The sequence below is a fragment of the Nostoc sp. ATCC 53789 genome (assembly GCF_009873495.1).
GTDB classification, from domain to species: domain Bacteria; phylum Cyanobacteriota; class Cyanobacteriia; order Cyanobacteriales; family Nostocaceae; genus Nostoc; species Nostoc muscorum_A.
Genome location: NZ_CP046703.1, coordinates 2,913,985 through 2,927,198 on the forward strand (window position 1 = coordinate 2,913,985; position 13,214 = coordinate 2,927,198).

Genomic DNA, 13,214 nt, shown 5'->3' on the forward strand with positions numbered 1-13,214 from the left:
CAGTGATTAACCCCTTTCCGGTGGCGGAGAGGGGTTATGTTTTTGGTGTTTTTATATAAAGTTGGTTGACAAAATTTGCTGTAATTCATTGACTGTATTTACAAGTGCGGGCTTTGCCTACGCAATTCCTGAGTAGTGAAAACTAATTGTCCTGTTTTAACGCAGAGGGGCGCGGAGGGAAACACGGAGGTTCGCAAAGGAGGGAGAGGTGCGATTATTCATTTGGAGGTAAAATATACAAGCCTGTTTTAGCATTAGAATCGGGTAGAATCTCTCGGCTACTTTTAATGTTTTTACTTTCGCATAGAGCCGCAAAAGATTGCAAACTATCTAATCTGGCTGAAAGTTCGCTGAGAGTGTCTAAATATTCAGCTATCGCAATTTGACGATATGTCCACGCTTGATCTAACTGGGAGCTATGAGACATTGTAAACTCTACATCAACATTGGTTTTCTTGCGTTGAATTTGCTCAGAAGATAAAGTGTGATCGCTTGGGGAAATATCGATAATTCTTTCTGTTCTTTCTGTAGTAATATGATCTTGAAAACGAGTATTTGCAAAACGATAAGCTGTAGATAAATAAGAGTTCTCATCACAGATTAATTCATCGCCCCATCTTTGGGCTACTTGTTTAAATTTCGGGACTTCTACAGCAAGTAATTCTTTAGCTTCTTGATGTTTACCAATTTCTAGAAGTAGATTAGCTTCTGTTGCTGTAGCTACTGCCCAACCCTGAATAGACACATCAGTATTGAGCATTAATTCTGCATCTAATGCTGGGGTAATTTGTATGGCTTGATTAGCTAAAAATAAACGTACTCTAGAAGCAACTTTGAGAGATTCTCTAGATGATTCATTAGGAAAGCGTTTACGATCGTCAAGTTCAGCATTTAAAGCAGCAATTTCCTTAATTAACATTGCTTGATGAAGATGGGAAATGGCTTTAGCAAGACTTTGTTGTTTCTGTCGGTTATCTTCTACTAATAGATAGAGATAAGCAAGTTGTCCAGAGATAATATCTAAACGATTCTCAACACGATTTAAACTATCTTCAAGTCTATTAACACCTTCTTCTACACGATTTAAACCAGCTTCAAGTCGGTTAAAGCCTGCTTCCATAGAGTGTTGAAGATGACCTAAAGATTTTTGTATTTGGTGCAATTTATAGCCCATATAGGCAAAACCAGCAATGCTGACACCAAGATTTAAAACACTTGCACCCGCAGCAATTTGAGTTAACCCCATTACTGAAGACAAAGTTTTTTCAATCCCGATTAACTTGTGATAATTCATCCCATGACCAATAATATCCACTCCACCGATGATTGGAGAAAATGGTAAATCTCTTAGTTTATCAGTTAGTCCAGGTGTTTCTGCTAAATGGCGCACAATTTGACCAGCATTTTCTGTACCTGATGCCCATCTAATAACGCTCCCATAGCGTTTCATTGAGCCATCTAATAAACTTTTAATTATTTCTGGATTGTTAACTAAAAGAGAAGTATTAATTATCATTTCAATTATTTATAATTAGCGACTATAAACTTCAATATTTCCGTATGCTTCTATTTGGAGTCTGGGTGAGATTTCAAAATTAACTATCAAATCTCTTAATTCACGAAAAGCATCATATCTATCGAGTTGACTTACATTAGGTTTAAATCGGCTATCAATTTGTTTTAGCTTGATATAAACTAAATAAATGTCATATTCTGACTCTTGTCCTTTCGGTATTGAATATTGATTTATTATATGAGCTGTTTTCTGAGAAAATTCAGTTTCCGAGCCTAGCCATAAGTATTTTGTAACTTCATAAAGTCTTTCTCCATCACTCAAATCAATTTGTCTTTTGGCTTGTATCAATTTAAGAAAATCTACTTGTGATGCAGAAATTACTAAAACTAAAAACTGGTTAATAATTTTTGGGGCTGGAGGAGGAGAAGGTGGAGGACTTGGAGTATATTGTTTAGGCTCTTCTCTACGAGTTTGCTGTTGTTGTCCTTGTTGATTGACTTTATAAAGCCAATAACCAACTGCTGTAATTCCAAAAGCAATAATTACAAGAAATTTCATGTTATCACTCCTGACATTTATTCGGTTTAATATTGATGCGACTAAATTAAATAATTTACTATTTTTATATACTTGAACTACTGAACCTAACCAATTTTTTTCTTCTTCTTGTTTAGGTTGTAACTCTTGATAGATATATGTTGTTAAATCTTTTATCTCATATAATCGATATCCATTCAGAATATAATCAGTTATATTTTGAGGTATATCAAATTGATAACACCAAACTTTAACAGCACTACATACACACAAGTTAACAGTTGGGCGTTTATCTTGATATTCATTTTCAATCTGAGATGTAACTAGATTTAATTTTTGAGTAAACATAGTAGAAACTAAGTCTCATAAAAAAGATGATTTTAAGTGGAAGTGTTATGCTCCCGAAAACATACAGAAGTACGATTAAGATTGACGAAAATCTTCTCCTAATTTGTCATAAATTGTGGTAATAGTATCTTTTTTAACTTCAAAATCATGCCAAAACTGTTTTTCATGTTCAAAGTTATCCTCAATAATATTTAATTGTTGTTGCAAAGCCCGTTCAGCTAGATTAGTAATATCATTAACAGATTCTTCAAAAATACTGCTAACATAATCTAATCGTTTGAGAATCCACTCAAGTAAAATATCCCACAAACTTCCTTTTCCTTTTTCAATTCCACTTAACCATTGTTTTGCCATTAAGTCTGGGGATGGTAGAAAAAGCTCAACATATTCAACTTCTTCGGTAATATCACGAGTGACTGCTTCTCTTACATTACGAGTTACAGGTCGTGTTTTTGTCCTCGTTTTTGTGCTTTTGAAACACGAACCATCTTCATAAGATTCTGTATATTGTTGATATTCGGTTTTCGTGCGCGTTTCGTATTTTGTTTCCTGACCAACCACTTCTTTGTTTGTAGTAGATTTTTGTTCAATAGTATCTGTAATTTCAAAGAATTTTTCAGGTAAAGTTGGTAAGCTTTGAGCTATTTTTTTCTTTAACTCGCTGATTGCTGCTTTTTCAATATTAATTGAAGACGCAAAGTCTTCTTGAGATAAACAAATCTTCAATCTATTAACCTGCTCATCAACTAATGATTCTAGAGCCTGTTCAAATTGTTTAGCTTTGGCTTGCAGAAAAAACTCTGCCCTTGCTGTTATAGCTTCTCTGATAGTGTAATACAGTAGGCGAACATGACGCTCATCATGTTCAAGTTCTTTTTTACCTTTATCATCATCAGCACGGACACGTTTAAACAAGTGTTCTGATTGCAGAGAAAATTGGCTTAGTCTTCGGCTAACATGATCGTATGTTTTAGCAATATCATCAGCTAATGGAGTTGATATAACTTCCTGTAGTTTATCTCTTAATGCAAAAGCTCCTTGATTATTCTTAAAAGAATCACGAACTGGAACAATTAGAACTTTTGTTAAGTCTCCTTCTACTTGGTTAACAGCCTCAAATATTAGAGAAAATCCCTTACGTTCTTTTTTTTGAGCGTCTTGTTTCATCTTAATTTCAGTCTGAGGATCGTGGGTTTTCAATCCTTCTATTAATTGTCCAATCTCAAGTTTAAATTCTTTACCAATCTTCTTTATATTTACTTGCAAGTCTTGGCGCACTTTAGCTATTTTTTCTCTTTCTTGTTCGACTTGCTCGTGATTGTAAATTTTTCGCGTTTGAATCAAAATAGTGAGAACTTGAGCTAAAGCATCATAGTTATCAAATACATCAAGTAATGCAGGAAGTATCACTAGTTCTGCAAATGATTCTTCTACACGGACGCGGAAGCGATCCCAAAGTTCCTTTCCTCCACTCCATTCTAGGGAATAACGGAGGATTGTACGCATCGTTTCATCATCAATATAATCATTATCTTCTACTCGATTTCCAAGCTTATAAAACCAATCTTTTAAATCTCGATTTTCTTTTGTGTTTAAATGAATAACCCCTGCACAGTCTTGAAACATCGACTTCAGAAGTTCCAGTCGTATCTTCTGATCTATCTGTGATGATTCGTTAAAAGCTTTTGAACCCCAAGCACATTGGGCATAATATAAAAGACGAGCGTTAAAAGGTAGAACATCAGGAAGTTCTGAAAGTGATAAAACTTCTTTAATTTCTTCTCTTAATTTCTCAATACGTACTGACAGAGGTAAATCATCTGCTCCTCGTTGATCAACTCTATTTAAGATAAAAATCATCGAATCTGTACGTCCCTGTAGATAGTCGACAACTTTTTTTAGTTCTTCCAGTAGGCGTTTTCTGTGATCATCATCCACCTGCATATAATCTAAAGCAACTAAACTAAAAGCTTTATTTACTTGCTTTTGGATAGTTGCTAAGTTAGTTCGGTCTTGAACTGATTTAAGTCCAGGTAAATCAATCAATTCCACCCCTATACCTTGAGGTAGACCTAGTAAGGAAGCATCACAAGCGGGTAACAAAGGAACATACGCTGTTATTTGTGGTGCAACATACTCCCGCTTTTTACGCACATCATGATAAGAATGCATTACTGTGCGAATACGTTGGTATAAATCCTCATCACTTAATCCTGTCCATTCACCAGTATCCCAAACAGCATCCTCTGTTTCTGCAATCACTAATCTCTGTTGTAGAGAATGTTTGAAGGTTAGTACTCCACCACTCATTTCCCCCGCTTCAATAGGCGCAATTTTCCGCCCAATTAATGCATTAACAATGGTTGATTTTCCAGAAGAGGTTGTCCCAATGGTAGCAATCCGAAAACTAGGATTCTCTAATCGTTGAACTGCTTCTTGGTAAACGGTTAAGAATTCTTCTAGGCAAGATTTAATACCTGGATCGTCTAAAATATCAGGAGACGAGTTGACTAAGTTAGAGACTGAGTTACCTAATTCTTGTAAAAGATTTCGTGTGCTGTTTAATTTAGAATCAATATTAAATTTCATTTGTTTTTCTGCACTAATTTAAGTGTTATCACTTAGATAAAATAAATAAGATAATAAATTATTACATTGACTAGTCTGTCATGTCGAGCTATTCCAATAAATTCTGGGTGCATCTCGCTTTTGTAGGTATGAACTGACGCACCATACCAAGTTGACCTTGTATCTGTATAGCTGCAACAACCTTCTAGCGCATTTGCAATCGCACACACCACATCCATCATCATTGGTGCGTTGTCACAAAGGTCAACGCACCCTTATCTAAAGAAACGGCAACTCCAAGCAATTACTTCACAGATGTCACTGTTTGTTTTACAACTGGACGTGGTTTCTTCCGGTCTGACCTGCGCGTTCCACCAGCCATCTCATACTCATCACTATTTTTGCCATAGCGAGATGCAACATTCAATAGCATTTGCTCAGAATAAGTATTCAACTCACGTTCTGCTTCTAATAATGCATTGTGTGTCTTATCTACTATTGTTTGTGCTTGATTATAGGCGGCTAGCTTTTCTCGTAATTCAATAACTCTAGTGTTGTAAGTAGCAATTGAAAACCCATTACTAAAGTCTAACTGAGGGTTAATTGTCTGCATTCCTTCAATCCGTCGTTCAGCTTTGGTCAGTGACATGGAGTTTCGTTTCCGTTGCGTCATATAGTTTTCCTGTTTGGATTAATTTATAAATAACCCTAATTTTATACACTGAGTTATTTATACATCATCAAAATACGCAATGAGCAGATGCACCAGCCACAGTGAAGTTACAGAATTATAAAAGCATTGGATGGCATTAGCCGCTAGATAGATGCGGGTATATTTGCTGAAATTCGTTGAGAAAAGCAGGTTTTGATGTCGCAAATGCAGGTTTTGATGTCGGAAAAGCAGGTTTTGATGTCGCAAAAGCTGGTTTTGAAGTCACAAATGCAGGTTTTGAAGTTGCAAAAGCAAGTTTTGATGTCGCAAATGCAAGTTTTGATGTCGCAAATACAAGTTTTGATGTCGCAAATACAAGTTTTGATGTTGCAAATGCAGGTTTTGATGTCGCGAAGCTGCTTTATCTCATGTAGAGACGCGATTTATCATGTCTAAAAAACTGACACGTTAGAGAAACGCGATAAATCGCCGTCTCTACAAAGAATGTACTCGTTAATTATTCTTTGACAGACTACTAACGAATAGTAACAACAGCTACCCATTGCATCGGCTAGAGGAGGATGAGACGAAGCACACTGAAAATTTATTTTTATAACTGAAAATTTTATTTTATTTATGTGTTAAGTAGCTTTCAGGATGTTATCTGTATAATCTATCATTCAGTCTGGATTATCGAATGTATCATCTATCATTCAGTCTGATTGATTATTGACCTCTGTTACTCATTGATAGGTTGAATTTTAGGAATTAGGGTATCTCTTTTTAAGACATAACATACTACTCACCTAGTAGTTATTTATTAACGGAATTTGAGAAGTTATGTAGGCATACTCTATCCTAGACATTGCCTGAACTTGTGCTTCAAAAATCATGAGCCATTATATGAATAGCTAGCACGTTTACGGCACTATCCAATGTCTGAAGACTTATTAAACTCCTTTCAAGAAGCATACAGCAATCTCGAACTGTTTCCGTTAATGGAACGGAACGAAATGGAAAGATTTAGAGTCGAATATGGTGATGATTTGATTGCAGACCTGAACCAATTAGTGGAAGATAGTCCTAATGGAGATGGCAAAATTGTCTTTACAGGACATCGAGGATGTGGTAAGTCTACTTTGTTAGCTGAATTTAGCAGACAAATTCAAGATAAATATTTTGTAGTTCTCTTTTCTATTGCTGACAAAATTGAAATGTCGGCTGTTAATCATATTAATATACTGTTTGCGATCGCAGTCAATTTAATGACAGAGGCAGAAGCCCGCAAAGTTGATATTCCGCAATCTACTAAAGAAGCTCTTTATAAGTGGTTTGCTACCCGCACTCGCACTGAAGAATCAAATTTGCAAGCAGAAGTTAGTATAGGTTTTGACCTCTTAAAATTGATTAGTTCTAAATTAAAAGCTGATGCCAGCGTTCGGGATGAAATTAAGCAAGAATTTGAACGCAAGTTATCAGATTTAGTTGCAAGGATTAATGAAATAGCTGCTTTAATTCAAGCTGCAACTAAACAAAACGTTTTAGTAATTATTGATGATTTAGATAAACTTGACTTAGGTAGAGTGAACGAAATTTATCGAGATAACATTAAAGCTCTTTGTCAACCTAACTTTCAAATTATCTACACTATTCCGATCGCAGTCCTTCGGGAAACATTTATTAGCACAATAATTGCTACTGAAACCAACGATCAAGTTGTGGCAATGCCTGTCTTAAAAATTTTTGATAAAGGTAAAAATCGCTTCCCTAATGCCCAACCTCGCCCGGAAGCAACAAAGATTCTCGGTGAAGTTTTGCAAAAGCGGATTCCTAGTGAATTAATTGCAGCAGAAACGGCTGAAAAAATTGTAATTTACAGTGGTGGCGTATTGCGAGAGTTAATTCGGATCTCTAAAGAATGCTGCCGCATTTGTTTGCGGATGATCCGGCGAAATCCCTCAGCCAAAGTTATTATTGATGATAAAATTCTTCTGCAAGCAATCAATAAAATTCGCAATGATTTTTCCATACGCTTAGGAAAAACTGATATAGATATTTTGCAGAGTGTTTATGAGCAATTTATGCCCAACGATCCCAAACAAGCAGAGTTTTTGGATTTACTACATGGGCTGTATGTTTTAGAATATCGTACTGATGAAACTTGGTACGATGTTCATCCAATTATTATCGAAAGCTTGAAAAGACAGGGAGCCATTAATGTTGAATGAAGAATTATTTGATGAAGGAGAAAATCAAGATGCTTATGATGATTTAATTGTTTCTATTGAAGCTCAAAAACGGGGCTTAAATTTACTGATTGCGGTTTGCGATGATGCTAGCTTTCGTGATGAGATTATTGCTCAATATGAAGCTGAACTACAACCCGCCTTCCGTGCATATCGAGTAACTTTAGCACGTCAGGAACCAAGCCTCAAAGCTGCTCTTAACCAACTGGTACAACAAGAAGAATATCTCCGTCAGCAGAACCCGGCGGTGATTACTGTGACAGGTGCTGAACAATTGTATTTTCTCAGGTTGGGAAATGAGCAATCGGAACAGGAGAAATTTTTTGGTTACTTACAGTGGACAAGGGAAGGATTGCGCGAATTTCCATTTGCGATCGTGCTTTGGGTAACTAATCAAATTTTAGTCAACCTAATTAAAAAAGCTCCTGATTTTTGGAGTTGGCGCAATGGTGTATTTCGGTTTGAATCTCAAAAGACAAATGCTATTCCTGGTAAAGAATTAGAAAATATCCGCTTTGTTTTTCGAGATACAGAATTAGCTAGTACAGATACTAACGAAACTAATCGCTTTTTCTTACCCATTCAAGATTTACAAAGATTAATCGAGAAAGTAGAACAAGAACGGGGAACGAAAGACCCCACCTTGGCTACGTTATACTCAAGATTGGGCGATATTTACCACAGCAGATTAGATCGGGGTGAATCTCAAAATTATCAAGAAGAACAGGAATTAGCAATTAAATATTGGCGACAGGCGAGTGAGCTACAAAATGAATTAGGTTTGCAGATAGATTTAGCTAATAGCCTCAACAATTTAGCCGGAATATATCGTGCAACAGGACAGTACAGCGAAGCCGAACCCTTATATAAACAAGCTTTAGAACTGAGAAAACGCCTGCTAGGAGACAATCATCCTTCTTTTGCTACTAGCCTGAATAATTTGGCGGGACTTTACAAATCTACTGGACAATATGCTAAAGCGGAACTCCTATATCAACAAGCTTTGGAACTGAGGAAACGTCTGTGGGGAGAAAACCATGCGGATGTTGCCGTCAGTCTGAACAATTTGGCATTACTATATGATGAGCAAGGACGTTATGACGAAGCAGAACCTTTGTATCTGCAATCATTAGAACTTGAAAAACGTTTGGTTGGTGAAAATCATCTTTCTTTCGCTCTTATACTAAATAATTTAGCGCTACTTTATTATCATCAAGGACGTTACAGTGAAGCTGAACCCTTGTCACAACAAGCAATAGAATTAGATAAGCGATTTTTGGGAGAAGAGAATCCTGATGTTGCAACAGATTTGCACAATTTAGGATTGATATACCGCGCTCAAGGACGCTACGAGCAAGCAGAATCTTTGTTTTTAGAATCCTTGGAACTGAAGCAGCGTCTATTGCAAAAGGCGCATCCACTTTTAGCAGATACTATATATGCTCTTGGTTATATGTACAGGGAGCAAGGACGCTATAATGAAGCGGAATCTTTATGTATAAAAGCCTTAGAACTTGATAAGCACCTATTGGGAGAAAATCATCCCAATGTTGCCGAAAGTCTCAATAATTTGGCAGAAATTTATCGTGCAACTGGACGTTATGCTGAGGCAGAACCGCTTTATTTGCAAGCTTTAGATATTTGTGAGCGAGTTTGGGGTGTAAATCATCACCGTAGTATCTCTATTCGTCAAAATCTAGAAAAACTTGCTACAGCAATGGAGAATAATGGAGAGTGTGATGTCTTGTCTACGACACGCTGCGCGAACGACAACCCCTTTGGGGAACCCATTGCATAGAGCTTTATTGCAGATTCAGATATCAGTGAATTTCATACTGCACTAGGACAATATCTAAATTACTGCCAAGCTATTGAAGAACAAGAAGTAGACAGAGCGCTTTACCTAGCAGTTCCTATTGAAACATATCAAGACTTTTTTCAACTTTCTTTTGTCCAACGCGCTCTTCATCGTTACCAAGTTAAGTTGATAGTTTACGACCCAAGATGTGAGGAAATTCGACTATGGATAAAATAGAACGCTATCGACAACTTATCAAACAAGTATTAAGCGAACATCAACAAATAGCATCTAATACCGATACAGTAAATTCACAATTAATTTTAGACAATGAAAATGACCATTATCAACTAGCTTATGTTGGCTGGCAAGGAGATAAGCGGGTGTTTGGCCCGGTCATGCATTTTGATATTCAAAATGAGAAAATATGGATTCAGTATAATGGTACAGAAGAGTCTGTTGCTGAACGATTGGTTGAGTTAGGTGTACCCCGTTCTGATATTGTGATTGGGTTTCATTCTCCTTTTAAACGCCAATTTACTTCTTATGCTGTCGAGTGAATGTGAATATTTTCAACTCAGAGCTTCTATAAGAAACCCGACTTCTTTAATAAGTCGGGTTTCTTGGGAAAGGGGGCTTAATTGTCATCCAAATCTACTAGTCAACACTGACGAAACCAGCTTGCTCAATTGCTCTTTGTCCCTGGTCAGTTAATAAAAGTTTGGTGTATGCATCCCCAATTTGTTGTTCCCGACCTTTATTCTGTTTAATAATCACAAACAAATTAGCAATTATGGGATAGCTACCATTTTTGATAGCTTCAGTATTTAGCTGATTGCGCTGACGCGGACATTGCTCAGGCGACACCATCGGTTCCCGATAGGGGGGAATTAATTGACCAGCAGTCTGACCCAATGGCAAAGCCTTCACACTACATTGAGGCACTACCGAACGGGCAGAACCGTAATACACACCACCAGGGATTTTACTGAGTTGGCGCACTGCTTCTGTAGTAGAGTAGACATATTGCACATTGGAGCCAAGTATTTGCCCTTTCAAGTCGCTATTGCTAGGAAATATTACTGTATCTGCGTCCTCTGGTCGTTGAGATAAAGGTGTGATGGGTAGGTTTGGCCCACCTACTTGATTCCAGTTAGTAATTTTCCCCAAATAAATCTGCTGCAATTGGTCAACAGTTAAACCTGACACTTTCAGGGATGGGTTGACTACCACTGCTATTCCATCCATACCTATCTGACGTTGCTCAAGGGTGAAGCCTCGCGCTTTTGCCATAGCTTGTTCTTCATCTGTAAGGGGACGAGAAGACTGAGCAAAATCTAGTTTTCCATCAAGTAACATCCGAATGCCTGAGCTAGAACCAGGGCTAGCATTAACAGGGTCTACATAACGTAATTGTAGTTCCGGGCGATCGCTCTGGATCTGAGAATCTACCAATTGCCGAATAGATGCCCAAGCTGTACTTCCTCCGTAGTTAAATGAGGCAGTGGGAACATCTGCAACTGTCTGAAAACTGGATGCGGTATTAGAGACGGTCTTAAAATTTTGATTAGAAGAAGAGTTAACGCTGTTACGGGACAATAAATTCGGCTTTAGTAACCACCAAAGCAGCCCACCAATAACCATAAGTGTCAGCACTTTACCAATAATCAAACCTCTAAGAAAGAGGGAGATTTCGCTGTTAATTAAAGCTTTTTTTTGATTTGTATTGTCCATATTTTTAAATTTTGTTTATTATATTGATCTTACAGGAATCTCTAAGTAATTATCCTAGAATAATTTTTAGAATATTTAGATTTAAATTAAATACGTAATAGCTAGTTAATAGGTATTTTTATGATTGCTGCTAGATTATTAACTTTTTCTAATGTATGGACTCATATTTGAATTTTGTGAAGCTAGACCTATCGCGCTTGCTCTGCGCGCACCACACAAATAAATCTGGCTACACCACGCTGCACGAACAGAAATTAAAGTGGAATGCTATCATGAGATTCAATTTGATTTTTAGTAGTTTTTGCAACGCTGCAATTGTTTTTACAGACTCCTTTTTTAGCTGCTGATTTGGCTATTAGGCTATTCACATTGGCATTAGTAAATCGTTGCTCAACAAATTTTTCTATAAAATTATTTAATTGAGTAGGTTGGTTTGGAGACGATGCACCTGTATTAATAAATGTATAGATTAAAATTAATACTATAAAACTAGTGGTAGCGCCAAGTCCTATTCCTAGAAGCAAAAGAAAGTTTCTATAATTTAGCAAATAAGTATCATCAGCATTTTGGTTGATGCCAGCAGATTCTGATGACTGTGGCAACATTAGAGCAGAATTAAGTGCTTGTAAAGCTTCTGCGGCAGACTGATAACGTTGGTTGTAGCGATCGCGAACCATTGTATCTAAAATATTTGCAAGAGCATCACTTACCTGTACCTGATCGCGCCAGATAACTTCTCCAGTATTAGGATCTTCTTTTATTTGCTCAGGAAGTAAACCTGTCAAAGCTTGAATCCCTATCATCCCTACTGCGTAGATATCACTGCAAAGTTTTGGCTTTCCTTTAGCCTGTTCGCTTGGCATATAACCAGGAGTTCCAACAGCAATTGTTAAACCTGCTCCCAAAGCACCAATTTTCTTAATACTCCCAAAGTCAATTAGCACAATTTTTTGATCGGAGTGCCGCCGCATCAAATTTTGGGGCTTAATATCCCGATGAATAATGTTATTTTGGTGAACGAATGCCAGCACTTCCAGGATGTCTTTTAATAAACTTAAGACTGCACTCTCGCTCAGACGCTGACCTGATACAATTTCTTGGGTTAACGCATGACCATCAATAAATTCTTGGACTAAATAGAAATCTCCATCTTCATCAAAATGGGCAAACAGTCTAGGAATTTGATCGTGGTCGTTGCCTAGCTGGTATAAAACTTCCGCTTCTCGATCAAATAACTTTTTAGCGATGGGTAGAACAGCAGGATTAGAATCTTTTGGTTGGAAATGTTTTACCACACAATGGGGTTGTCCTGGTAAATCTAGGTCTACGGCTAAGTATGTATCACCAGAGCCTCCGCTTCCTAAGTGTTTGATAATTTCAAACCGATTACGAAGTGTTTTTCTGGGGAGAGAATATTGCTCCCTGTTACCTCTAGCACCTGCTAACAAGTAAGTATTACCAGAACCTCCGCTTTCCAGCAGTTTGACAGTCTCAAAGCGACTCCGAAGTTTTTTTCTAACTAGAGGGTTCTGGCTCATGTGGCGTATACTACTTGTTAATTTACTGACCATTCAGAGCTTGGGTGAGGTATGAATACCTGCCGCTAGATTTGTTACTATTTGAGGAAGTTAGCTTTTCAGGCAAACGATACTTTGGAGCATTTTCATGGCTAGCTCCTTAACTTGGTTAATTTGATACCTTTACAGATATCTTAATATAAATATAAAATTTATTTTTGGAATAATTCAATAATTTTATCACTTAAGTAAATTTAATACTAGCCTCCAGTATTTATAACTGTAGACACAAGACAAC

11 protein-coding genes are annotated in these 13,214 nt (G+C 37.1%); 5 read left to right on the top strand and 6 right to left on the bottom strand.

The window, feature by feature from the left end; genetic code table 11:
• Positions 1-214 precede the first annotated feature (214 nt).
• The 4 genes from GJB62_RS11960 to GJB62_RS11975 all read right to left on the bottom strand — a co-directional run bounded on the left by GJB62_RS11960 (position 215) and on the right by GJB62_RS11975 (position 5,642).
• Positions 215-1,516: a hypothetical protein gene (locus GJB62_RS11960; RefSeq protein WP_114080397.1), complete on the bottom strand. Its 1,302-nt coding sequence runs from the start codon at positions 1,514-1,516 to the stop codon at positions 215-217.
• A 15-nt stretch (positions 1,517-1,531) separates the two neighbouring features.
• On the bottom strand, positions 1,532-2,401 hold the full coding sequence (locus GJB62_RS11965) for a hypothetical protein (protein ID WP_114080398.1): 870 nt from the start codon (positions 2,399-2,401) through the stop codon (positions 1,532-1,534).
• Positions 2,402-2,476: 75 nt separating this feature from the next.
• On the bottom strand, positions 2,477-4,990 hold the full coding sequence (locus GJB62_RS11970; RefSeq protein WP_114080399.1) for a dynamin family protein: 2,514 nt from the start codon (positions 4,988-4,990) through the stop codon (positions 2,477-2,479).
• Positions 4,991-5,273: 283 nt separating this feature from the next.
• Entirely contained in the window at positions 5,274-5,642 is a 369-nt protein-coding gene (locus GJB62_RS11975; protein WP_114080400.1) for a hypothetical protein, read from the bottom strand.
• A 176-nt stretch (positions 5,643-5,818) separates the two neighbouring features.
• Here GJB62_RS11975 and GJB62_RS11980 point away from each other — a divergent pair, with 176 nt between their 5' ends.
• The 5 genes from GJB62_RS11980 (at position 5,819) to GJB62_RS12000 (ending at position 10,225) form a co-directional block, all read left to right on the top strand.
• Positions 5,819-6,055, top strand: coding sequence for a hypothetical protein (locus GJB62_RS11980; protein ID WP_114080401.1), 237 nt, complete (start codon positions 5,819-5,821; stop codon positions 6,053-6,055).
• A gap of 501 nt (positions 6,056-6,556) precedes the next feature.
• On the top strand, positions 6,557-7,849 hold the full coding sequence (locus GJB62_RS11985; RefSeq protein WP_114080402.1) for an ATP-binding protein: 1,293 nt from the start codon (positions 6,557-6,559) through the stop codon (positions 7,847-7,849).
• Positions 7,839-9,665: a tetratricopeptide repeat protein gene (locus tag GJB62_RS11990; protein ID WP_114080403.1), complete on the top strand. Its 1,827-nt coding sequence runs from the start codon at positions 7,839-7,841 to the stop codon at positions 9,663-9,665. Before GJB62_RS11985 ends, GJB62_RS11990 begins: the two co-directional genes overlap by 11 nt.
• Positions 9,666-9,686: 21 nt before the next feature.
• Positions 9,687-9,902 carry a XisH family protein gene (locus GJB62_RS11995; RefSeq protein WP_245246185.1) on the top strand — a complete coding sequence of 72 codons (216 nt, stop codon included), beginning with the start codon at positions 9,687-9,689 and terminating at the stop codon, positions 9,900-9,902.
• A complete protein-coding gene (locus tag GJB62_RS12000; RefSeq protein ID WP_114080404.1) occupies positions 9,890-10,225 on the top strand; it encodes a XisI protein in 336 nt (111 codons plus the stop codon). The genes GJB62_RS11995 and GJB62_RS12000 overlap by 13 nt, the downstream gene beginning before the upstream one ends.
• A gap of 97 nt (positions 10,226-10,322) precedes the next feature.
• Here GJB62_RS12000 and GJB62_RS12005 read toward each other — a convergent pair whose 3' ends face one another.
• Both GJB62_RS12005 and GJB62_RS12010 read right to left on the bottom strand, forming a co-directional pair.
• A complete protein-coding gene (locus tag GJB62_RS12005) occupies positions 10,323-11,399 on the bottom strand; it encodes a substrate-binding domain-containing protein (RefSeq protein WP_114080405.1) in 1,077 nt (358 codons plus the stop codon).
• Positions 11,400-11,653: 254 nt separating this feature from the next.
• Positions 11,654-12,937: a serine/threonine-protein kinase gene (locus tag GJB62_RS12010; RefSeq protein WP_245246146.1), complete on the bottom strand. Its 1,284-nt coding sequence runs from the start codon at positions 12,935-12,937 to the stop codon at positions 11,654-11,656.
• Between the last annotated feature and the right edge of the window lie 277 nt (positions 12,938-13,214).